General features: G+C 67.7%; 19 protein-coding genes and 1 pseudogene. 8 read left to right on the top strand and 12 right to left on the bottom strand.

Going from position 1 to position 21011, the window contains the following annotated elements:
* Positions 1–28: 28 nt before the first annotated feature.
* From QO010_RS21405 to QO010_RS21375, 7 genes are all read right to left on the bottom strand, one after another.
* Positions 29–1066 (bottom strand): substrate-binding domain-containing protein, encoded by a 1038-nt coding sequence (locus tag QO010_RS21405; protein WP_307352599.1) that lies wholly within the window; start codon positions 1064–1066, stop codon positions 29–31.
* 36 nt (positions 1067–1102) lie between these two features.
* Positions 1103–2374 (bottom strand): OprO/OprP family phosphate-selective porin, encoded by a 1272-nt coding sequence (locus tag QO010_RS21400; RefSeq protein ID WP_307352598.1) that lies wholly within the window; start codon positions 2372–2374, stop codon positions 1103–1105.
* Positions 2375–2541: 167 nt separating this feature from the next.
* Positions 2542–2946: a TadE/TadG family type IV pilus assembly protein gene (locus QO010_RS21395; protein WP_307352597.1), complete on the bottom strand. Its 405-nt coding sequence runs from the start codon at positions 2944–2946 to the stop codon at positions 2542–2544.
* Complete coding sequence (locus tag QO010_RS21390; RefSeq protein WP_307352596.1) at positions 2943–3386, bottom strand: TadE/TadG family type IV pilus assembly protein; 444 nt, start codon at positions 3384–3386, stop codon at positions 2943–2945. Before QO010_RS21390 ends, QO010_RS21395 begins: the two co-directional genes overlap by 4 nt.
* A 4-nt stretch (positions 3387–3390) precedes the next feature.
* Complete coding sequence (locus tag QO010_RS21385; protein ID WP_307352595.1) at positions 3391–4611, bottom strand: pilus assembly protein TadG-related protein; 1221 nt, start codon at positions 4609–4611, stop codon at positions 3391–3393.
* A gap of 118 nt (positions 4612–4729) precedes the next feature.
* The gene (locus QO010_RS21380) at positions 4730–6340 is read right to left on the bottom strand and encodes a TadE/TadG family type IV pilus assembly protein (RefSeq protein WP_307352594.1); all 1611 of its coding nucleotides are present in this window, start codon (positions 6338–6340) and stop codon (positions 4730–4732) included.
* Positions 6341–6498: 158 nt separating this feature from the next.
* Positions 6499–7866, bottom strand: a complete 1368-nt coding sequence (locus QO010_RS21375; RefSeq protein ID WP_307352592.1) for a TadE/TadG family type IV pilus assembly protein — start codon at positions 7864–7866, stop codon at positions 6499–6501.
* Positions 7867–8064: 198 nt separating this feature from the next.
* On the opposite strand from QO010_RS21375, the gene QO010_RS21370 reads away from it, so the two are divergent.
* Complete coding sequence (locus QO010_RS21370; RefSeq protein ID WP_307352590.1) at positions 8065–10131, top strand: PAS domain-containing protein; 2067 nt, start codon at positions 8065–8067, stop codon at positions 10129–10131.
* Positions 10132–10348: 217 nt separating this feature from the next.
* Positions 10349–10738, top strand: coding sequence for an endonuclease domain-containing protein (locus tag QO010_RS21365; protein WP_307352589.1), 390 nt, complete (start codon positions 10349–10351; stop codon positions 10736–10738).
* A gap of 227 nt (positions 10739–10965) precedes the next feature.
* Here QO010_RS21365 and QO010_RS21360 read toward each other — a convergent pair whose 3' ends face one another.
* The gene (locus QO010_RS21360; protein WP_307352588.1) at positions 10966–12810 is read right to left on the bottom strand and encodes a M2 family metallopeptidase; all 1845 of its coding nucleotides are present in this window, start codon (positions 12808–12810) and stop codon (positions 10966–10968) included.
* Between the two features lie 250 nt (positions 12811–13060).
* Positions 13061–13723, bottom strand: coding sequence for a monofunctional biosynthetic peptidoglycan transglycosylase (gene mtgA / locus QO010_RS21355; RefSeq protein ID WP_307352736.1), 663 nt, complete (start codon positions 13721–13723; stop codon positions 13061–13063).
* A 490-nt stretch (positions 13724–14213) separates the two neighbouring features.
* Between mtgA and QO010_RS21350 the strand changes: the two genes are divergently transcribed.
* Both QO010_RS21350 and QO010_RS21345 read left to right on the top strand, forming a co-directional pair.
* The gene (locus QO010_RS21350) at positions 14214–14873 is read left to right on the top strand and encodes a nitroreductase (RefSeq protein ID WP_307352587.1); all 660 of its coding nucleotides are present in this window, start codon (positions 14214–14216) and stop codon (positions 14871–14873) included.
* A 9-nt stretch (positions 14874–14882) separates the two neighbouring features.
* Positions 14883–15344, top strand: a complete 462-nt coding sequence (locus QO010_RS21345) for a hypothetical protein (RefSeq protein WP_307352586.1) — start codon at positions 14883–14885, stop codon at positions 15342–15344.
* Here QO010_RS21345 and QO010_RS21340 read toward each other — a convergent pair.
* Positions 15325–16305, bottom strand: coding sequence for a WD40 repeat domain-containing protein (locus QO010_RS21340; RefSeq protein ID WP_307352585.1), 981 nt, complete (start codon positions 16303–16305; stop codon positions 15325–15327). The two genes, QO010_RS21345 and QO010_RS21340, sit on opposite strands and share 20 nt — an antisense overlap.
* Positions 16306–16457: 152 nt before the next feature.
* Here QO010_RS21340 and QO010_RS21335 point away from each other — a divergent pair, with 152 nt between their 5' ends.
* The gene (locus tag QO010_RS21335; RefSeq protein ID WP_307352584.1) at positions 16458–16901 is read left to right on the top strand and encodes a biopolymer transporter ExbD; all 444 of its coding nucleotides are present in this window, start codon (positions 16458–16460) and stop codon (positions 16899–16901) included.
* Between the two features lie 287 nt (positions 16902–17188).
* On the opposite strand, the gene QO010_RS21330 is transcribed toward QO010_RS21335, so the two are convergent.
* Entirely contained in the window at positions 17189–18247 is a 1059-nt protein-coding gene (locus QO010_RS21330; RefSeq protein ID WP_307352583.1) for a CobW family GTP-binding protein, read from the bottom strand.
* Between the two features lie 32 nt (positions 18248–18279).
* Positions 18280–18915: a hypothetical protein gene (locus QO010_RS21325; protein ID WP_307352582.1), complete on the bottom strand. Its 636-nt coding sequence runs from the start codon at positions 18913–18915 to the stop codon at positions 18280–18282.
* A 175-nt stretch (positions 18916–19090) separates the two neighbouring features.
* On the opposite strand from QO010_RS21325, the pseudogene rplU reads away from it, so the two are divergent.
* The 3 genes and pseudogenes from rplU to QO010_RS21310 form a co-directional block, all read left to right on the top strand.
* Positions 19091–19588, top strand: a pseudogene (gene rplU, locus QO010_RS21320) (50S ribosomal protein L21); the annotation flags it as partial.
* A 266-nt stretch (positions 19589–19854) separates the two neighbouring features.
* Positions 19855–20127 carry a 50S ribosomal protein L27 gene (rpmA, locus tag QO010_RS21315; RefSeq protein WP_307352581.1) on the top strand — a complete coding sequence of 91 codons (273 nt, stop codon included), beginning with the start codon at positions 19855–19857 and terminating at the stop codon, positions 20125–20127.
* Positions 20128–20272: 145 nt separating this feature from the next.
* Entirely contained in the window at positions 20273–20803 is a 531-nt protein-coding gene (locus QO010_RS21310) for a GNAT family N-acetyltransferase (RefSeq protein ID WP_307352580.1), read from the top strand.
* Positions 20804–21011 lie beyond the last annotated feature (208 nt).

Genomic DNA, 21011 nt, shown 5'->3' with positions numbered 1-21011 from the left:
CCGCGGCCTTCGCGAGGATGGCCGAACGTCAGGCCGCGGGGCGGGCCATGGTCGTGCCGGCCTTGAACAGGGCCTTCTGGCCGTCGTGCTGGCCGGGGGGCAGCGGGATCAGGCCGCGGCCCTGCAGGTAGCCGCCACGACCCGAGGCGGCGTCCGACAGGAACTCGTTGACATATTCCGTCAGGCCGGGAGTCACGCCCAGGTTGGACTTCTTGACGTAGATGTAGAGCACGCGCGACAGCGGATAGGAGCCGTTGGCGATCGTCGCGGCGGTGGGGAATACGCCGTTGACGGACGAGCCCTGGATCTTGTCGGCGTTCTCTTCGAGGTAGGAGAAGCCGAACACGCCCAGGGCGCCGGGGGTCTTGACCAGGGTCTGGACGATGGCGTTGTCGTTCTCGCCGGCGTCGATCCAGCCGTCCTTGCGCAGCGGATCGACCAGGTTCTTGAAGCCCTTTTCGTTGTTCGAGCGCATCTCGTCGAGCAGCGGGAACTTGCGGGCCCCGGCCTCGATGGCCAGCTCCAGGAAGGCGTCGCGGGTGCCCGAGGAGGGCGGCGGGCCATAGACCAGGATCTTGTTGCCCGGCAGGCCGACGCCGACGTCGTCCCAGGTGTTGTAGGGGTTGGGGACGAACTTGCCGTAGCGCAGCACCTGGGCCGACAGGCCCAGATACAGGGCGTCGAGCTTGAAGTTGTAGACGGGCGAATCCTTGTCGTTGGCGATGACGATGCCGTCGAAGCCGACCTTGATCTGGATGATGTCCTTGACGCCCTTGGCGGCGCAGGCGTCGAATTCCGACTTCTTCATCGGCCGCGAGGCGTTGGCGATGTCGGGGAAGCCTTCGCCCGAGCCCGAGCAGAACAGCTTGATGCCGCCGCCGGTCCCCAGGGACTCGATCTTGGGGGCCTTGCCGCCGTTCTTCTTGGCGAAGTTTTCCGCCACGCGGGTGGCGAAGGGGAAGACCGTCGAGGAGCCGGCGCCCCAGACGTAGTCGCGGGCCGCGTGGGCCTGCGAGGCGATGGTCATGACCGCGAGCGCGGCGACCGTTCCGAGAATCTTTTTCATGGAATGAACCTTTGGGTCCGAGGTTGCTGGGCTGGCTTAGAAGTCGAGCTGGGCGCGGAACTGCAGCTGATCGACATCCACGTCACGGCCGAGGACCGGCATGTCCTGGGTGATCTTGCTGTAGTTGGCCTGGAAGCGGACGTAGGGCGTCGGGTAGTAGTTGACCCCGGCGGTCCAGCCCTTGAAGACCCCGGCGTCGCGCGAGGTGGTGCGCGAAGCGGCGTTCGAGGCGGTGTCGTAGGCGTCGGTGGCGTCGGCGTAGTCGTAGCGCAGGGCCAGCTCGACCCCGCCCATGCCGCCGGAAGACACCGAGTTGAGGATCTTCGGACGGCCGAACTCGCCCTTGGTCCCGTCGTAGTTGCGCGTTTCGCCGGTCGGCCAGAAGCTGATCATGGCGTAGCCCACCTTGACGTCCGGGTCGCTGCCGGCGGTGGTGGCGCTGATGAAGCGGGCCACCTTGACGTCGGCGTATTCGGCCTGGATCGAGAAGCTGTTGTGGACCCAGGCGCCTTCGACGCCCCAGGTGGTGTCGGTGTCGCCGATGGCGCCGGTGGTCAGGTAGCGGTTGCCGAAGGCGGTGATCGGCCGGGTGGCGTAGGCGAAGGCGGCTTCGTTGCCGTGATCGCGGTAGCGGGCCCAGACGCCCAGGTGCAGCTTGTCGGTGTCGGTCATGATCGGGGCGAAGGCCAGGCGGCCGGTCACGCCGATGCGCTCCTTGGAGTCGGGGGCGTTGGTGACCCCGGCGTTCAGGTCGCCGTTGTTGATGGTGTCGCCCTGGACGCCGATGGCGGCGACCCAGTTGAGGCCGTTCTTCTTGGCCACGGCGCTGACCAGGTAGCTGTCGGGGCCCATTTCACCGTAGGGGCCGCGGTCCATGAAGGTCGTGAAGCGGGTCGAGGTCAGGTTCTCGATGCCGGCCACCTTGATGTTGCCGAACGCGACCGAGGTGAAGTCGTCGGGCTTCCATTCGATGGAGACGTCGTCCCAGGCCCAGGCCCCGCCGTTCACAGCGCCGCCTTCGGCCTTGTAGTAGAAGAAGTTGTTCAGCTGGCCTTCGACGCCCAGGAACACCTGGCGGCCGCGCAGGGCGCGGGTGTCGAAATCGGCGCCGACTTCACGGTCGACGCTCTGGAAGACGGCGTCGATCAGCAGGCGTCCACGGACCTTGAAGGTGACGCCGTCATTGCTCCACTGCGGGGCGCCCTTCCACACGGTGGTGGTTTCTTGCGCCTGCACGGCCGAGCCCAGGGCCAGCGCCGCGAGCGCGCCCAGCGCAGACCCGCAGATCAGCGAGGTCTTCGTCTTCATGGTTTGATCCTTGTCCGTAGCCCGGCGCCCCTCGCGCAGGGTTGGTGGCGGACTCTTAGGATCGCTCCATGACGGTCAGGCTACGGAGTTTATAAACTTCCATGACCACCCCATGACAGTCGCGTGACGGTCGACGCCCCATGGCCGGGCCGGATCCCCCCTCGGGCTCAGCTGGCGGCTGCGGCGACGAGGAGGCTGGACTCGAAGGTCAGCACCCGGTCCGGCACGAACGGGATGCTCAGCGGGTAGCCATAGGTCCAGGCGACGCGCTTGACCGCGACCCCCTCGATCGTGGTCGCCGTCACTGTGAGGGTGAGGTTCTGCGCCGGCACGTTGGCCAGCATGCCCGCCGCGGAGGCCTGGAGGCTGGAGGCCGGCGTCGCGGGACTGGCGATCAGGACGCGGGAGGCGCGCTGCACCGCGTTGCGGACCGCCGCGCCGCTGTAATAGGCCAGGCCCAGATTGAAGATGCCGAACAGGCAGACGACGAGCACCGGCGCGACGAGGGCCAGCTCCACGGCCGTCGCGCCCGACCGGTCGACGGCGAAGCGCCCGAAAGCCCGGCCTCTCATCGCACCCGCACCACCTGTTGCGCCGAGACCGAGTGGTTGACGACGCCGTCGTTGAAGATGTCCGTGGCGCTGATGGTCACGAAGGCCTGCGGAACGCTCTGATCGCTGGCGCACAGCAGCGAACAGTCGGCCACGGTTCCGCCGCAGCGGCAGACCTTGCTGGCGGCGATGGTGGCGGTGGCCCCGCGCGAGGGCCAGGCCTCCTGGGCGATCAGCCGGGCGGTGGCCAGATCGGTTCCGCCGCCCATCACATACTGGGCCCCGTTGCTGATGCCCGTGCGCATGGCGTTGTATTTACCCAGCATCGTGCCGCCCTGCACGATACCCAGCACGACCAGGGCCAGGATCGGGGCGATCAGCCCGAACTCGACCATGGCGGCGCCCCGCTGGTCGGCGGACAGTCGGCGCAGGATGGGGCCGGGTGCGAAGCGCAATGGCATGCCGCTACTCCATCAACTTGACGGCGCCGCCGACCGGCAGGGCGCTCATGCCATAGGCGGTGCAGTCGACGGCCAGGTTGGCGTTGCCGCTCCAGGATACCGTCCGGGCGACCACCTGGGTGCAGCCGTTCGACCCCTGCATGTCGCCCAGATAGCTGACCGACTGGTTAGGGAAATAGAGGGCGCCGGTCAGGTTGGACCCGGCCGTGCCGTTGAGGGTCACCGATCCGGTGTTGGATCGGCCGCCGAAGAACAGGATGCCGGTCAGGTCGCCGGTGGTGGGTGCGGAAAGGGTCAGGCTGGCGTTGCCGTTGAAGCTCACGTCGGCGCCGTTGGTCAGGTAGAAGGTGACGCCGGAGCCGGAAATGACCGAGCTGCCGTTGGTCCGCAGGGTGCCGCCATCGATGATGTAGGTCCCGGGGTTCAGGTTCTTTGACCCCTGCAGATTGAGGCCGTTGCAATAGCGGCCCGGCTGCAGGGTCGCGCCGTTGGAATTGCGGCACTGACCGGTGAGGGCCGGCTCGGCGAGGTCCTTGAAGGGGTCCTTGACCGGCGCCATCTGGGTGATGGGGGCGGCGCAGGCGGTCAGGGTGACCTCGGCGTTGATCGAGGCGCCGCCGGCCGACATCAGGCAGGGAACGCTGACCGTCGTGGCCCCCTGGCTGTAGACGGCCTCGTCGGCGATGGAATTGGCCATGACGTTGCAGCCGTTCAGGCTGACCGTCGAACTGCCGGTGAACTCGATGGCGCGGCTGGCCCCCTTGTCCAGCGCCAGGATGCAGGCGTTGGCCGCGGTCTGGTAGGTCGCCACCGCCCGGCCCCGAACGATCGCCGGGGTCGAGATGAAGATTTGCGAGAAATAGCGGGTCTCGGCGCGCGCCAGCTTCACCTCGACCGAATTGGCGTTCTGATTGGGACCCGAGGTCGGCGGGGTATTGACGATGAGGGTGTCGGTGGCGGCGTTGAATCCGTTGGCCGTCGCGGCGGCCAGGGCGGCGGCGGTCATGCTGGCCGTCGAACTGCCCGCCCGGTTTTCCAGCGCCGCCGCATAGGCCGCCGCGTCGGCGGCCTGCTGGATACGCAGCTGGTCATAGTACCAGTAGCTGGATTCCACCCCGAAGGCCGCCCCGCCGGCGACCAGGGGCATGCTCAGCGCGGCGATGACCGCCACGTTGCCTCTGCGGTCGCCCAGCCAGGATTTCAGGAATTTCACAGCGCCGCACACCGTAACCTCCCCCAGTCGGTCCGGGTACGGAACTTAGCTGAAGTCGGTTACCGGAACGGGCGCCAGGCATGGTCAAATCGCGTTCACCACGCCGGTCCGTCCGCGGATGCGCCGCGCGCTATTTCGAGATCCGCAGCGAGGCGATCGCGCCGGCGATGTTGTCGAAGACGGTATCCAGCTGCGAGGCGTCGGTGACGTCGTAATAATAGTCGCTGTAGCTGGCGCAGGTCTGCAGGATCGACTTGGAGTGGGTCGAGACCCCCACGCCGATCGAATAGATGATGATGCCCTTGGCCTTGATGTTCGCGCAGAGCTTGGCCTCGCGGTCGTCGATGGCGTCGCGGCGCTGGGTGTCGCTCGAAGTCTCGTCCAGATAGGTCGAGGTCGAGCCCGACGCCAGCAGGCGCTTCTGCCAGATATAGCCGACGCCGGTGTAGATCGAGTTCTCCGGATTGGAGACCTCGTCATTGGTGTTGTCGCCGTCGGTCAGCAGGATGATCACCTTGGTCACCTTGGGCGTGCCGTAGGCGACGCCGTCCGCGAAGGGCGCGTTGGGGGACAGGACATGCCAGCCCCACATCAGGCCCATGGCGACGTTGGTGTTGCCCACGCTGACCATCGAGTTGAGCTTGTTGGTCACCGTCGAGAAGTTGCTGGTCAGCCGCAGCAGCGGGGTCAGGCCGCATTCCCGGTTGGGACCGAAATCCCCCGTGCCCCTCGCTGTGGACGAGATGCTGGTGCTGTATTTGGTGGTGTTGCCCTGGCGGGTCTTCCAGACGGTGCTCGAGGTATTGTCGTTGCTGATGTAGTTGTTGTCAAAGTCGTAGTAGTAGGTGTGTCCCCACCTGGTGTAGCTGATCTTGTTGTCGTCCGGTTCGTCCGGGGCGAAGTAGGGCACGAACATCGTGCCCCCGATCGAGGGGGTGGGGGCGGTGTCCTGGATGTCGTAGGGCGCCGGACGGCTCTCGACGCAGCCCGCCCAGGTGGCTCCCATCTGGGTCAGCATGGCGAAGCGGTTGGTCGGGGTGTTGAAAATGTCCTCGCCATACTCGTTGGGCTGGGTGCCGGTGATCCAGACCTCGTTCTGATAGGTCGAACCGACATTGACGCTCATCGAGAAGGGCACCACGCCGATTTTGATCGGATCGGTCAGCGAGCTCCTGCTGGCGGCGGCCTGCAGGGTCGAGACCAGGCCGGTGGCGGCGGTCTTCAGGGCGCTGATCTTGGTCGAACTGCCCAGGGTGAAGGCCATGGATCCGGTGTTGTCGAGCGCCAGCACCACTTCCAGCTTGTTCTGGGAGCGGACGACCTGCGAGGCGGCCCCGACCGTCATGTCGCCCTGCAGCCACAGATTGGCGATGATCGGGGTGACCTTGACCTTGGCGGTGGAGATCACCGTGGTGTTGCCCGTCCCGCCCAGCACGAAGCTGGAGCTGGTCAGGGTGGCGTCGCTCATCGTGCCCAGCTGGGCGACCAGGGCGGCCGAGCCGACGGTCTGCAGGCCGGTGTTGTTGGTGGCGCTGGAGCGGGCCGCCATCAGGGTGGCGGCGTCCAGGGCGTCCTGCAGCTCGCGCTTGGCGACGCTGGCCCGGTTGATGTCGACCAGGCCGAACGACAGCACCGCCAGCGGCACGGCCAGGATGGCGAACTGAATGGCCACGGCCCCGCGGCGATCGCGGCGGAAACTCCGCACGATCCGCATGCCCAGTTGGGCAATGGGTTGCAGCATGGCGCTCAGCATGGCGGACGACACCCCTTTCCGCCCCAGCATGACCTCAGCAGGTAAGGAATTCGCCAACGGCCATGGTGAATCGAAGGTCAACGCCGCGGGCGGCATCAGGGGCTTGGAAGCCGGTTCCGATAGCGCCCTTCCGGCTCAGGCGACCGTCACTTCGACAATCGCAGCGAGTCGATATCGCGGCCGATGGCCCGGAAGGCGTCCTGCAGGGCGACGCCGGTCGAGGGCAGGTAGACATGCTGGGCGTCGGTGGCGCAGCCGTTGACCAGGTCCTTGGCCCGCTGGTCGTTCACCACGTCGAACCCGACCGTGTAGACGATGACCCCGGCCGCCTTCATGTTCGTGCACAGGGTCTGGGACTGGGTGAAGGCGCTGCCGTTGGGGGCGTCGCAGTTGATGTGGTCCGAGCTGGAGCCGCTGCCCGACGTCGAGTCCTGGCTGATCACGCCCTTGCAATAGGTCGAGTTGTATTCGCCGTCGGTCATCAGCACGACGACCTTGAGCAGGTGCTCGCCGCCATAGGCCGCCGGCTGGCTGGCGCTGGGCCACAGATAGCCGAACCTGGGCGAGACCATGTACCAGCCCCAGGCCACGCCGATATGACCCCCCGTCGAGCCGGACGCCGACAGGGCGTCGACCTTGCCCTTCAGGAAATCCCGGTCGCTGGAGAGCGGCACGATGGTGCTGGCGATGCAGGGATTGCCCGAGGCGGGATAGTTGCGGCCCAAGGGCGCCGCGCTGGGCGCCGCGTCGGTAAAGGCGTCAGCCCCGGTCCGCTCGCTGACGCAATTGCTGATCGCGAAGGTCTTGAAGTTTCCCGAGGGGTTGGTGAACTTGAAGCTGGCGCAGCCGGGCGTGGTGCAGGTTCCGGCCGTGTACGAGCCGCGCACCTGGGTCGCGTAGGTCGAGCCGACATTCACCGCCATCGAGTAAGGGACCAGGGCCACCTTGGTGTAGAAGGGCGTCTGGTTGGTCTTGACCACGATGTCGATCAGGTCCTTGGCCGCCGTCTTCAGGTCGTCGATCCGGGTTCCGGCCATCGAGCCGGTGGTGTCGAGCACCAGGGCCACCTCGACATCGTTGGAGGCGCGGACGACCTCGGCCTTGACGCCAATGGTCATGTCGCCCTGCGACCAGATGCCGGCGATCAGGGCCGGCACCTTGGCCGTGGCGCTGGCCATCACCTTGCTCCCGTCCAGATGGAAGCTCTTGCTGGTCACCGTCGCCTTGGAGCCCGTCATATCGGCGGCCAGGGTGGGATCGCCCACCGCGGCCAGCCCGGCGTCGGTCGTGGCCGGGGATCGGGCGGCGGCCAGGGCGGCGGCGTCCAGGGCGTCCTGCAGCCGGGTCTTTTCCTGCGAGGCGTTGGCGATATCGAGCGCCCCGAAGGTCATCACCAGGATGGGCCCCGCGCACAGGGCCGCCTGCACGGCGATGGCCCCGCGTCGATTGCCCGCAAAACGCCCAAGGAAGTTCACGATCCGCCGCAGCGGCGCCAGCCCCTTATGAGGAGACATCAGCTCCCCTCCCCCAACTCACGACGGATCAGGCCCGCCGATCCGACACTTTGCGGAAGGTGCGGTAAACGCATCGGCCACCAAGTTGGGTGAAGATGGCGGAAACCATGTGCGGCGCCATGGGGGGTTGAATCCGACTCCTTCAAGGCGCGTACTTGATTCGCCGCCGGCAGGGGCTTCGCCCGTGGAAATGTCCCGATGAGTGAGATTGGAGAGCTTGAGTCCGAACTGCGGTTCGCCCTGGACGCCGCGCGTTTCGGCGCCTGGAGCATGGACCTCATCCGGGGCGAGCTGACCACTTCGGCCACCTGCCGCGAGATCTTCGGCCGCGATCCCGCCGCCCCCTTCACCTTCCGCGACCTGCGCGACTGCATCCATCCCGACGACCGCGAGCGTCAGCGCCAGGCCAATATCGACAGCCTGGCCACCGGCGCCGATTTCGACATCGACTATCGGGTGATCACGCCCACCGGCGAAATCCGCTGGATCAGCAACCGCGGCCAGGCCTTCCACGACGCGCAGGGCAAGGCCGTGCGGATGGCCGGCATCTCGGTCGACGTCACCCATCGCCGGGCCCTGGAGGCGCGGCGGGCGGCCCTGGTCTCCCTGAGCGACTGTATCCGCGACATGGAGGATCCCGCCGAACTGGCCTATGCGGCGGCCCAGATCATCGGCGCCACCCTGGACGCCTGCCGGGTCGCCTTCGGCCATGCCGACCGGGCCGCCCAGACCCTGACCATCGAGCGCGACTGGTGCGCGCCGGGCGTGGTCAGCCGCACGGGCGTTCGCCATTTTCGCGACCACGAGGCCCGGGTCAGCGCCCTGGCCGGCGGCGGAACCGTCATCGTCGAGGACATCGCCCAGAGCCCCGGCGCCGCGCCCAAGGCCGAGATCCTGCTCGCCTCGGGCGTGCGGTCGCTGGTCAACATGCCGATCCGCGACCAGGGCGGGGTCGTCGCCGTGCTGTTCATGAACAGCGCCGAGCCCCGCGCCTGGGCGGCCGACGACCTGGCTTTCGCCCGCGAGGTGGCCGAGCGCACCCTGACCGCCATCGCCCGCCGCCGCGCCGAACGGGCCCTGCGCGACCTGGCCGCCAACCTGGAAAAACAGGTCGAGGCCCGAACCGCCGAGCTGGTCCAGGCCCAGGACGCCCTGCGCCAGGCCCAGAAGCTGGAGGCCATGGGCCAGCTGACCGGCGGTGTGGCCCACGACTTCAACAACCTGCTGACCCCCATCATCGGCAGCCTGGACATGCTGCAGCGCAAGGGGCTGGGCGGCGAGCGCGAGCAGCGGCTGATCGACGGCGCCCTGCAGTCGGCTGAGCGGGCCCAGGTGCTGGTCCAGCGCCTGCTGGCCTTCGCCCGCCGCCAGCCGCTCAGGCCCGAGCCGGTCGATGTCGCCGCCCTGATCGGCGGCATGGCCCAGCTGATCGCCTCCACCTCCGGGCCGCAGATCAAGGTGCGGGTGGAGGCTGAGGACGACCTGCCCCCGGCCCTGGCCGACGCCAACCAGCTGGAAATGGCCCTGCTCAATCTCAGTGTGAACGCCCGGGACGCCATGCCCGATGGCGGCGCCCTGACCCTGTCCCTGGCCCTCGACACCGTCGCCGCCGGCCACCGGGCCAATCTGGCGGCGGGCGATTATCTGCGGCTGTCGGTGGCCGACACCGGCGAGGGCATGGACCCCGACACCGTCCTGCGGGCGGTCGAGCCCTTCTTCTCCACCAAGGGCGTGGGCAAGGGCACCGGGCTTGGCCTTTCCATGGTCCACGGCCTGGCCTCCCAACTGGGCGGCGGCCTGGCCATCGCCAGCCGGCGGGGCCTGGGGACGCTGGTCGAACTGTGGCTGCCGGCCTGCGAGCGGCAGGCCGGAAGTCCGATTGCCGAACCTCGGGCCCCGGGCCTGGCCACATCGGCCGGCGCCGTGCTGCTGGTCGATGACGAGCCGCTGGTGCGGGCCAGCACCGCCGACATGCTGGGCGACCTGGGCTATTCCGTCACCCAGGCCGAGTCCGCCCACCAGGCCCTCAGCCTGCTGGACGCCGGCGCCAAGATCGACCTCTTGGTCACCGACCATCTGATGCCGGGCATGACCGGAACCGAGCTGGCCCGCGCCGTGCGCGAGCGCTGGCCGCACCAGCGCCTGCTGATCATCTCCGGTTTCGCCGAAGCCGAAGGCCTGGCCGCCGACCTCCCCCTCCTGGCCAAGCCCTTCCGCCAGGCGGACCTGGCGGCGAGTCTGGCGGGGTTGAAGGCGGCGGGGTAGCCCCCTCATGCAAATCCTCCCCCGGAGGGGGAGGGGGACCGCCCGAAGGGTGGTGGAGGGGGTCGGTGTGATTTCCACTTTTGATGTGGCATCGCAGCCGATCAGCCGCGCCTTTTTCTGAATTGTGATGACCACACCGACCCCCTCCACCATGCTCCGCATGGTCCCCCTCCGGGTGAGGATTTGCAAAGAACATTGTTCTTGATATGTTCTCGCGATGGATGCGCCTGCCAAAACCCGTGATCGCGCCCACAAATTTCGGCGCGAGATGACGTTCACGGAGAAAAAGCTGTGGACTCGCCTCAGGCGCAACGCCCTAGGCGGGCTACATTTCCGGCGACAGCATCCGTTCGGCCGGTTCGTGCTCGACTTCTACTGCGACGCGGTGCGACTGGCCGTGGAGGTCGATGGTGGCATCCATAATCTCGAAACCAAGCAGATCGACGACGCTCTACGGGACATGTGGCTCGCTGAACGGCACATCCGGGTGTTGCGGATTCCGAGCAATCTCGTGGTGAACGATCCTGCCAGGGTCGAGGTGATGATCTTGGCTGAAGCGGCCAAGCCATTCACGCGATCGCCAGGTCGAACGCTCTCCCCCCAATAAATCCTCACCCAGAGGGGGAGGGGGACCGCGCCGCAGGCGTGGTGGAGGGGGTAGCCGAGATTTCCGCAGCGAACGTGGAGGCTTCAGCCGATCAGCCGCGCCTCTTCCTGAACCGTGATGACCACGGCGACCCCCTCCACCATGCTCCGCATGGTCCCCCTCCCCCTCCGGGTGAGGATCGGGGAGGCGCGGTCGTTCGCGCTCCCCTCAACGCCGAGAAGGCTACCCTACCACCCGCACTTCTCGCCCTTGTTCGCCTTGATCAGCCACTTGTTCAGCGGCTGGAAGTAGTCGGTCACGGCGCTGGCGTCGGTCTGGGTTTCGCCGGTGAAGGCGGCCAGTTCCTTGGGCCAGGGCTGCGACTGGCCCATCTCCAGCATGGTCTTGAACTTGGCCCCCACCGCCTTGTTGCCGTAGATCGAGCAGCGGTGCAGCGGGCCCTTCCAGCCTTCCATCTTGCAGGCCGCGCGATGGAACTGGAACTGGTAGATGTGGGCCAGGAAGTAGCGGGTGTACGGCACGTTGCCGGGCACATGGTACTTCGCCCCCGGATCGAAGGCGTCGGCCGGGCGCGTCCCGGGCGGGGTGATGCCCTGGTACTGGGTGCGCAGCTTCCACCAGCCGTCGTTATAGGTCGCCGGGGTCAGCTGGCCGTCGAACACCTGCCAGCGCCACTTGTCGACCAGCAGGCCGAACGGCAGGAAGGCGATCTTCTGCAGGGCCATCTTCATCAGGAAGGGGATGTCGCCCTCCTCGCCCGGAACCTTGTCCAGCAGGCCGATCTGGTTGAGGTAGGTGGGGGTCAGGGCCGAGAGGCCGGCGAAGTCGCCGATCGCCTCGTGGAAGCCGTCGTTGGCGCCGCCCCTGAACAGCCAGGGCTGACCGCTGTAGGCGCGCTGGTAGTAGTTGTGACCCAGCTCGTGGTGGACGGTGTAGAAGTCATCGCCGTTGACCTTGGTGCACATCTTGATGCGGATGTCGGACTTGTCGTCCAGGTCCCAGGCCGAGGCGTGGCAGACGACTTCGCGGTCGCGCGGCCGGGTGATCTGCGAGCGGGTCCAGAAGGTGTCGGGCAGCGGATCGAAGCCCAGGGACGAGTAGAAGTTCTCGCCCGTCTTGACCATCTTGACCGGGTCATAGCCGGCCTTCACCAACAGGTCGTCGAGGCTGTAGGCCGAGGTGTCTTCCTTGGGCGCCACCAGCGGATAGATGTTGCCCCAGTCCTGGGCCCACATGTTGCCCAACAGGTCGGCGCGGATCGGGCCGGTGCGCGGCTGCACGCCGTCGCCGTACTTCTCGTTCAGCCGGGCCCGCACATAGCAGTGCAGGTTCTTGTAGAAGGGCTCGACCTGCTTCCACAGCCGGTCGGTCTCGGCGGCGAAGGCGTCGGCCGGCATGTCGTAGCCCGACCGCCACAGCGCCCCGGTATCCTTGTAGCCCAGGCCCGTGGCGCCCTCGTTGGCCAGCTTGACCAGCTCGGCATAGTCGCCGCGCATGACCGGCGAGATCGAGTGCCAGCCCTCCCAGACGGCCTTCAGCTCGGCCGGGTCACGGCTCTGGGCCATGATGTCCTCGGCGTCGTTCAGCGTCAGGGTCTTGCCGCCGTACTGGAACTTGCCGGTCGAATAGGTGGAGTCCAGCCGCGAGGCGATGGTGGCGAGCTGGTCGGCGGCGCCGGGCCGCTGCGGAGCCGCCACGACCAGGCCCCGCTTGAGCAGGTCCAGCTTGCGGCGGGTGACCGGATCGGCGTCGGTCTTGTCATAGAGCGAGGCCTGCATGGCGTATTTGGTCGCCAGGTCAGTGATCTCGGCGGTGGCCTTCGCCTCGAGCCACTGGGTGTCCTCGGTGATGTAGGTGGCCCGCACCCACGAGGCCTTGTTGACGTATTCCGAGAGCTTCTCGAGATCGGCCTCAGCCTTGTCGGTAAAGGCCTTGGCTTCCGCCGGGGTCGGGATGGCGGCGGGGGTCGCGGCGGGCGTCTGGGCCTGGGCCGGAGCGCCGGTGCTGGCGGCAAGGCCGAGACCGGCGACGAGGGCGATGGCGGCGCCGGCCGCCATGAGCTTGAGCTTCATGCTGCGCTTCCCTTCTTAAGGAGAATTTTGGTGGCGCAGGAGAGGCCCGGGGCTGGGCTCAGTCAAGGGTCCCTCATTCCAACGTCCGTCATGGCCGGCCGAAGTGCCGGCCACCCATAAACGCGGCGCTCAAGAAGGCCCCCGGTCAGGCCCGCCGCCAACCGTCGTCTCCGGTGTGTATGGGTGGCCGGGACAAGCCCGGCCATGACGGTTGAGGGGTGGTTTGAAGGCCTTCACGCCGCAACGCCCTCTACTCGACCACACAGGCCCCCAACCCATCGCGCCGCACCGTCCCCGAAGCCGCCCCGATTCGCCGCGAGCGCTTCTTGACGTAGGGCCCCGGCGCGGCGGCCTTCCATTTCAGCGGGCTGGGCAGGATGGCGGCCAGCCGGGCGGCCTGGGCGGGGGTCAGCCGGTCGGCCCCGACCCCGAAATTGCGCCGGGCGGCGGCCTCGGCGCCGTAGACGCCCGGCCCCCATTCGATGCTGTTGAGATAGACTTCCATGATCCGCCTCTTGCCCCACAGCCCCTCGATCAGGACGGTGAAGCCGGCTTCGGCGACCTTGCGGACATAGGAGCGCTGCGGCCAGAGGAAGACGTTCTTGGCGGTCTGCTGGCTGATGGTCGAACCGCCGCGGATCTTGCCGGGGTGGCGCTGGTTGCGGGCATAGGCCTTTTCCATGGCCTCGAAATCGAAGCCGTGGTGCTCGCAGAACCGGGCGTCCTCGGCGGCGATCACCGCCCGGGGCAGGGCCGGCGACATGCTGTCCAGCGAGCGCCAGCGGCGGTCCAGTCCCTTGCCCTCGAACAGGCGCTGGACCATCAGGAAGGTGATCGGCGGCGGCACGAAGCGGTAGATGGCCGTCAGCCCGACCGGGCAGACGACAAAGATGATCAGTCCCCAGACGAACAGCCTGCTGACCCACTGGCCCAGACCGCGCGGCCGCTGCCGGACCCGCCTGGGCGGCGGCTCGCGACGGGGCGGCGGGCGATAGGGCGGGGGCGGGAGGACGACCGCCGGCGGGGGTTCCGGCTCTGGCTCTGGTTCTGGTTCTGGTTCGGGCTCGGGTTCTGGCTCAGGTTCCGGTTCTGGCTCGGGTTCTGGCTCAGGTTCCGGTTCCGGTTCGGGCTCCGGCTCCGGCTCCGGCTCGGGCTCTAGCTCGGACTCCAGCTCCGGTTCCGGTTCAGACCCGGGATCCGGCTCAGCCGTAACCTCTGGCTCGAGCTCTGGCTCGATGCCCGGCTCCGGCGCGGGTTCGTCCAACGACGATTCCATCTCCGCCGGCGGCGGGGCGTCCTCGTCCTCGTCCTTGGGCGAATTCGGATCCTGCATGGCCCCCTCTTGCCATGACCCTGCGGCCGGGTGCTAGCCAAGCCTGTCACAGCCGAGAAAGACTTAAGCCATGGACGTCAGCCAGGCCATCGCCGCCCGCTATTCCACCCGGGCCTTCAAGCCCGACCCGGTCCCGGGCGAGGTGGTGCGCGAGATTCTGGTCGCGGCCAGCCAGGCGCCCTCCGGCGGCAACCTCCAGCCCTGGCGGGTGACCGCCCTGACCGGCGAGCCGCTGGCGGCCCTGAAAGCCACGGTGGCGGCCAATCTCGGCGGCGAGGAGCCGGAATACGACGTCTATCCGCGCGACCTGTGGGACCCCTTCCGCACCCGCCGCTACCAGTGCGGCGAGGACCTCTACGCCTCGATCGACATCCCCCGCGAGGACAAGCCCGGCCGCATCCGCCAGCTGATGCGCAACACCGAGTTCTTCGGCGCCCCGGTCGGGATCTTCTTCTGCCTGGACCGCAAGCTGGGCCCACCGCAGTGGGCGGACCTGGGCATGTATATGCAGAACGTCATGCTGCTGGCGGTCGAGCGCGGCCTGGATACCTGCGCCCAGGAGTTCTGGGCCCGCTATCCGCGCACCGTGGCCCGCGCCATAGATTTGCCCGATGACCACATGCTCTTCTCGGGGATGGCGCTGGGCTATGCCGATACCAGCGCACCGATCAACAACTGGCGGACACGGCGCGATGACTTCGAAATCTGGGGCGAGCTTCGAGGGTTCTAGGAGGTCGCCATGGCGTCATGGCTGATGCTGGCGCTCGTGGCGGCGGCCGTGGCGCAGGGTCCCTGGCCGGCGGTTCGGCCGGGCGACAGCCGCGCCCAGGTCACCGCGGACTTTCCGAGCGAACCATCTTCAATCGAGTTCGCTGACGCGCGCCCCGGTCTGAATCTTCCCGACCAGCAGCTTGGCGGCGAGCAGTTCGCCGCGCGGGTGCATTTCGATGGCCAGGACCGGGTGGAAGACATCGTTTTGCAGTCGGTGAAGCGGGACACCGGCGTGCGCCTCGAGGCGCTCACCGCCGACCTTAGGCAGCGGTTGGGCGGCGAGCCCGTGTGCCACGACTACATGGGTTATCTCGATTCCACCGAATGCGGCTGGAACATCGGCGACATCCAGGTCTCCCTCATGTACCTGGACGGCATCCGATACATCACCATCGCCAAGGCGGGGCCGCTCAGGCCTGCGCGGCGATAACCCCCACCTCGCCGTCCTCGTCACCCCAGGCCACCCAGGCCCCGTCGGGGCTGACCGCCAGGGCGCTGATCGCCGCGCCCTTCTCGGCCTTGACCGTCTTCAGCGATCCCGAGCCCAGGTCGCCCACCCAGACCCGGCCGTCGTCCAGCCCGCCGGCCAGCACCCCGCCCTTGGGGGTGGCGGCGACGCGGACGACCAGGGCGCCCTCGTTGAAGCCGACCTCAGCCGCCTCCTTGCCCATGGGTCCATTGTTGCCCGCGAACGGCCAGATCACCGCGCCGTTCGCGCCCGCCGTGGCCAGCATCAGTCCGCCGGACAGGAAGCACATACTCTTCACCTTGGCCGGATAGCCGCCCATCCGCATGTCCTTGCCGTCGGCCAGCCGCCAGCCGTGCAGGCTGTTCTCCTGCATGGCCGACATCAGGAATTTGCCGTCGGGGCTCCAGGCCAGGCCGATATGGCTGCCGGCCCAGCGCAGCATCTGCGGCTTTTGCTCGGCTATGCGGGCATACCAGAGCGCCGCCCCGCCATAGGTGGCCGCCGCGATTCGCCGGCCGCCCGGATCGATGGCCACCGCCGCCACCGACTTCTCATGGGTGAAGCGGGCTTGAAGTTTGGCGTCCTTCACATCGCGCACATGCAGGTCGCGCCCGGCCGAATAGGCGATCAGCCCGCCGGGGTGCGAATCGACCGAGTCGATCCAGCGGCCGGGGACCTTGGCCAGCTCGCTCGCCTCGCCGTCCCGGGTCCAGACCAGGCGGCCGTCATCGCCGCCGGTGATGACGCCCTGGCCGCTGGGATGGCCGGCCGCGCAGAGGATTACCCCGTCGTGGGCCTGGACGGCCTGGCCGCCCGAACTGCGCACCGTGCCGTCGCCCAGAGCGAAAATTGCTTCGCTGGAGGGAACGAATCGGGCGTCCGAGACGTAGGCGTCGTAAGAGGTTCGAAAGGCTTGGGTCATACCCAAGGGTGCTAGCGCGACCGGGACCGCTTGCCCAGATGGTGACGGATTCTCCTGTCACGATAGTCGGGCTTTACATCCTCGCTCTTCCGGGCGATGGGTGTTTTCGAACGCAACGGGCCCCTCGAAGGGGCGCGAGAGGGAGTGTGCGCATGGCAGGGAAAGTCGCCGGCGGAAAAAAGAACAAGTTCGACCTCGGTCAGAACAGCGACATGAACGTGACGCCCTTCGTGGACGTCATGCTCGTTCTGCTCATCATCTTCATGGTGACCGCGCCTCTGGCCACGGTGTCGATCCAGGTCGACCTGCCGCCGGCCGTGCCGCCGGACGCCAACGACCACAAGAAGCCGGTCTTCATCTCGCTGCAGCCCGGCGGCCACATCTTCTTCGGTGGCAAGGAAACCTCGCTGGCGGCCCTGCCGACCGACATCCCGATCGGCCTCCTCAACAACGGCGACACCGGCCCGCCCACCGAGCAGCGCATCTTCATCCAGTCGAACCCGGACGTGCTCTACGAGCAGTTCATGTCCGTGCTGAACGTCCTGCAGGGCAACGGCTACTTCAAGGTCGGCCTGATCCTGGAAGAAGTGAACTGATCCAGCCGCAAGGCTGAACGGAAAAGGGCCGGTGGCGACACCGGCCCTTTTTGTTATTCCGCCCCCGGCGGGGGCGGACGGCCCGCCCGAGGCGCGCAGCGAGCGCGCCCGTGGCCGGCCAGGTGAGGGTTTGGGAGGCCATGCGGCGGCCAGAACCGTGAGTCGCTCGCGACTGTGCTAGGCGCCAAGCCCATAGACCGGGAACTAGCCCCGACCTTCGTAACACGGCCCCGAAACCCTCACCGGACCTCGCTCTGGCGAGGTCGTCCGCCCCCGCCGGGGGCGGATTAAGCCACACACCCCTCGAAACCCGCCTTCAGCGCCGCCTCGTCCAGGTCGCGGCCGATGAACACCATGCGGCTGTTGCGGGTCTCGCCGGCCTTCCAGTCGCGCTGGTAGTCGCCCTCCAGGATCATGTGGACGGCCTGGAAGACCAGCCGGCGGTCTTCGCCCTTCACATCCAGTATGCCCTTGGCCCGCAGGATGTCGGGGCCCTTGGCCTGCAGCAGGTCGTTGAGCCAGCGGGTGATCTTGATCCCGTCCAGCGGCTTTTCCAGCGTCAGGGAAACGCCCTTGATGCCGTCGTCATGCACATGGTCATGGTGGTCGTGTCCGTGATGGTCATGGTCGTGGCCATGGTGGTCATGGTCGCAGTGGTCGTCATGCACATGCCCCGCCTCGCCGTGCGGCGGGTTGAGGAAGTCCGGCTCCAGGGTGGTGATGCGGTCCAGGTCGAAGCTGTTCCGGCCCAGGATGGCCTCCAGCGGCACGTTCGAGCGCTGGGCGCGGTGGATGGCGGCCAGGGGGTTGAGGCGGCGGATGCGGGCCTCGACCTCGACCAGCTCGGCCTCGGTCACCAGGTCGGTCTTGTTCAGCACGATCTGGTCGGCGAAGGCGATCTGCTCGACCGCCTCGCGGCTGTCGGCCAGGCGCAGGGTGATATGGCGGGCGTCGACCACCGTGGTCACCGAATCCAGCCGCGTGCGGGCCCGCACGTCGTCGTCGACGAAGAAGGTCTGGGCCACCGGACCGGGATCGGCCAGGCCGGTGGTCTCCACGATGATGGCGTCGAAGCCGCCCTTCCTTTTCATCAGGCCCGAGAGCACCCGGATCAGGTCGCCGCGCACCGTGCAGCAGACACAGCCGTTGTTCATCTCGAAGACTTCCTCGTCGGCCCCGACGATCAGGTCGTTGTCGATGCCGACCTCGCCGAACTCGTTGACGATCACGGCGTAGCGCTTGCCGTGGTCCTCCGAGAGGATGCGGTTCAGAAGCGTGGTCTTGCCGGCCCCGAGATAGCCGGTGAGCACGGTGACGGGGGTACGGGTGGGGGTCGCGGTGTCCATGGCGCTCATTTAGGCGAGCCGGAGCCGGATCGCTATGTCCGTTCGACCAGCAGGACGACGACGCCGAGGATAACCAGGGCCGCGCCGAGGATGGCCTGCTCGTAACCCTGGAGCGCGACCAGCTTCAGCCGGTCGGCCCCGGCCAGCGACAGGCTGGTGAATAGCGTCATACCCAGCCCCGTCGCCAGGGTCAGCACCAGGCTGAGGATCAGAAAGCCCGCCCAGCCGTGCGGCGCCCCGGCCAGATAGACCGGCAGGAAGGCCTCGCAGGGGGAAACGGCCAACAGGGCGACCAGCCCCGAGATCGCCGCCGCGTCGGTCGCGTAGAGCGCCGGGCGCTTCTCGCCCGCCGCGACCCTGGCCCGTCTGGAGTGGCGCAACAGGTAATAGAGTCCCAGCGCGATGGGCAGGCCGCCGGCGATGTAGGGGAAGACGGCGGCGATGTGGGGCTGGATGACCAGGCCGCCGGCCAGCACCAGAAACCCCAGGGCCACGGTGACCAGCACATGGCCGATCCCCGCCACCAGGGTGACGCCCAGGGTCTTGCTGGCCGTCCATTGCCGGTCGCGGCCGACCAGCACGAAAGGCAGCCAATGGGTGGGCAGCGCCGCGTGCATGAAGGCGACGGCGAATCCCAGGGCGATGGAGGCGAAAAGCGTTGAGGTCACCCATCCGCTATAGCCTGTTATAATGTAACTATCGAGAGGCTTTCGAAACCGGCCCGGAACCGTTGACTCGGGCGATCTCCCCTGTATAAGTCCGGCCCCTCGCCCGCGGGCTCTCTCGCGGGCGCAAACTTTTTTGCGACTACAAACTCTCTTAGAGAACGATTGGGCGAAACCGATGTACGCGGTGATCAAGACCGGCGGCAAGCAGTACCGGGTCAAGGCCGGGGATCTGATGGTCGTTGAGAAGCTGGGCGGCGAGCCCGGCGCGCAAGTGGCCTTCGACCAGGTCCTGATGCTCGGCGAGGGCGACACCGTCGTCATCGGCGCGCCGACCGTGGCCGGCGCCGCCGTCACCGCGACCCTGATCGAGACCCGCAAGGGCGAGAAGGTGAAGATCTTCAAGAAGATCCGCCGCCAGGGCTATCGCCGCACCCGCGGTCACCGCCAGTTCGAAACCGTCCTGCGCGTCACCGGCATCGCCGGCGAAGGCAAGAGCGAGACCTGGGACGGCACGGTCGACCTGACCACCAAGGCCGTGCTGAACGCCCGCTCACGCAACCTGCGCCTGCCGGAAGGCACCGTCGCCGAAGCCGCTCCCAAGGCTGCCAAGAAGGCCGCGGCTCCGAAGGCCGCCCCCAAGGCCGCCGCGCCCAAGGCTACTGCCCCCAAGGCCGCTCCGAAGGCTGAAGCTGCCGCCCCGGCGCCTGAGGCTCCCAAGCCCGCCGCCAAGAAGGCCGCCGCGCCTAAGGCCGAAGCCAAGACCGAGGCCCCCAAGGCTGAAGCCAAGGCCGCCGCACCCAAGAAGGCTGCTGCTCCGAAGGCCGCCCCTAAGGCTGACGCCGCTGCCCCCGCCAAGAAACCGGCCGCCAAGAAGGCCCCCGCCAAGAAGGACGGCGACGCGTAAGCGTCGGCCTCCTCTGATCGTTTAGGAGAGCACCCATGGCTCACAAGAAATCAGGCGGCTCCTCGCGCAACGGCCGCGATTCCGCCGGCCGGCGCCTTGGCGTCAAGAAGTTCGGCGGCGAAGCCGTCGCCGCCGGCAACATCCTGGTCCGCCAGCGCGGCACCAAGTTCTGGCCGGGCGTCAATGTCGGCATCGGCAAGGACCATACCCTCTTCGCGCTCGAAACCGGTGCGGTGAAGTTCGTAACCAAGCGCGATGACCGAACCTACGTCACGGTCGTTCCGGCCATGGCTCCCGCCGCCGAGTAGGCGCTCCGGGACCCACGCTCCGGATCGCCCAAGCAAGCGATCCGGACACGAAACCCAAATGGGGAGTCCGGTTCGCCGGGCTCCCCATTTTCGTTTCAGGCCGAAACCTTCCCCCCAGAGGAAGCCGGCCGGGAGGCTAAACATCATGTGCGTCATCGAACCCAGTCCCATACTCGAAACCCGCCGGCTGCTGCTGCGGGCGCCGGACAGAGGCGACGTGGATCGCTTTGTCGAACTGGCCGGCGACTGGGACGTCGCCCGCATGCTGAGCCGCATGCCCCATCCCTACCTGCCCGAACACGCCGAGGAATTCCTGGGCGCCTGCGAGGCCTTCGACCCGGCCCAGGACCAGGTGTTCGCCATCGAACTGGAGGACGAGGGGGTGATCGGGGTGATCGGCCTCAACCCGCACGAAGCCGGCACGGAGCTGGGCTACTGGATCGGCCGCCCCTACTGGGGCCGGGGACTGGTCAGCGAGGCTGTTGACGCCACCCTCGCCTGGGCCAAGCGCGCCTGGAAACGCCGCCACATCGTCGCCGGCCACTACACCGACAACCCGGCGTCCGGGCGGGTGCTGTGCAAGGCGGGGTTCCTCTACACCGGCCGCCTGGAGCTGCGCGACAGCCTGGCGCGGGGCGAGAAGGTCCCGACGCGGATGATGGTGTGGCTGGCCTAATTCCTCGCCCCTTGGGCGAGGGGGACCACGAAGTGGTGGAGTGGGCTCTGGGGAGCACACGGAGTGTCAGGCACGCCCACTCCGGCAGTGCTCAATCCTGAAATCCCGTGTGCTCCACGGCCCACTTGTCTGTTGGCTTGCCGTTATTGTGAGGCTGTCTTCCGGGACGCCCGCCTGACGTTCTGAGCGTCAGGCGGGCCGTCGGTGG

It is taken from the genome of Caulobacter ginsengisoli (genome assembly GCF_030814835.1).
GTDB lineage: Bacteria > Pseudomonadota > Alphaproteobacteria > Caulobacterales > Caulobacteraceae > Caulobacter > Caulobacter ginsengisoli.
Note: the sequence above shows the minus strand (reverse complement) of the source record. Positions and strands in the feature narration are given on the sequence as shown.

What these genes read in the sequence shown, in the direction of transcription:
- QO010_RS21405 (WP_307352599.1), bottom strand. Translation starts at nt 1,066, where the DNA reads ATGAAAAAGATTCTCGGAACGGTCGCCGCGCTCGCGGTCATGACCATC.
- QO010_RS21400 (WP_307352598.1), bottom strand. Translation starts at nt 2,374, where the DNA reads ATGAAGACGAAGACCTCGCTGATCTGCGGGTCTGCGCTGGGCGCGCTC.
- QO010_RS21395 (WP_307352597.1), bottom strand. Translation starts at nt 2,946, where the DNA reads ATGAGAGGCCGGGCTTTCGGGCGCTTCGCCGTCGACCGGTCGGGCGCG.
- QO010_RS21390 (WP_307352596.1), bottom strand. Translation starts at nt 3,386, where the DNA reads ATGCCATTGCGCTTCGCACCCGGCCCCATCCTGCGCCGACTGTCCGCC.
- QO010_RS21380 (WP_307352594.1), bottom strand. Translation starts at nt 6,340, where the DNA reads ATGCTGCAACCCATTGCCCAACTGGGCATGCGGATCGTGCGGAGTTTC.
- QO010_RS21375 (WP_307352592.1), bottom strand. Translation starts at nt 7,866, where the DNA reads ATGTCTCCTCATAAGGGGCTGGCGCCGCTGCGGCGGATCGTGAACTTC.
- QO010_RS21370 (WP_307352590.1), top strand. Translation starts at nt 8,065, where the DNA reads ATGAGTGAGATTGGAGAGCTTGAGTCCGAACTGCGGTTCGCCCTGGAC.
- QO010_RS21365 (WP_307352589.1), top strand. Translation starts at nt 10,349, where the DNA reads ATGGATGCGCCTGCCAAAACCCGTGATCGCGCCCACAAATTTCGGCGC.
- QO010_RS21360 (WP_307352588.1), bottom strand. Translation starts at nt 12,810, where the DNA reads ATGAAGCTCAAGCTCATGGCGGCCGGCGCCGCCATCGCCCTCGTCGCC.
- QO010_RS21350 (WP_307352587.1), top strand. Translation starts at nt 14,214, where the DNA reads ATGGACGTCAGCCAGGCCATCGCCGCCCGCTATTCCACCCGGGCCTTC.
- QO010_RS21345 (WP_307352586.1), top strand. Translation starts at nt 14,883, where the DNA reads ATGGCGTCATGGCTGATGCTGGCGCTCGTGGCGGCGGCCGTGGCGCAG.
- QO010_RS21340 (WP_307352585.1), bottom strand. Translation starts at nt 16,305, where the DNA reads ATGACCCAAGCCTTTCGAACCTCTTACGACGCCTACGTCTCGGACGCC.
- QO010_RS21335 (WP_307352584.1), top strand. Translation starts at nt 16,458, where the DNA reads ATGGCAGGGAAAGTCGCCGGCGGAAAAAAGAACAAGTTCGACCTCGGT.
- QO010_RS21330 (WP_307352583.1), bottom strand. Translation starts at nt 18,247, where the DNA reads ATGGACACCGCGACCCCCACCCGTACCCCCGTCACCGTGCTCACCGGC.
- rpmA (WP_307352581.1), top strand. Translation starts at nt 19,855, where the DNA reads ATGGCTCACAAGAAATCAGGCGGCTCCTCGCGCAACGGCCGCGATTCC.
- QO010_RS21310 (WP_307352580.1), top strand. Translation starts at nt 20,273, where the DNA reads ATGTGCGTCATCGAACCCAGTCCCATACTCGAAACCCGCCGGCTGCTG.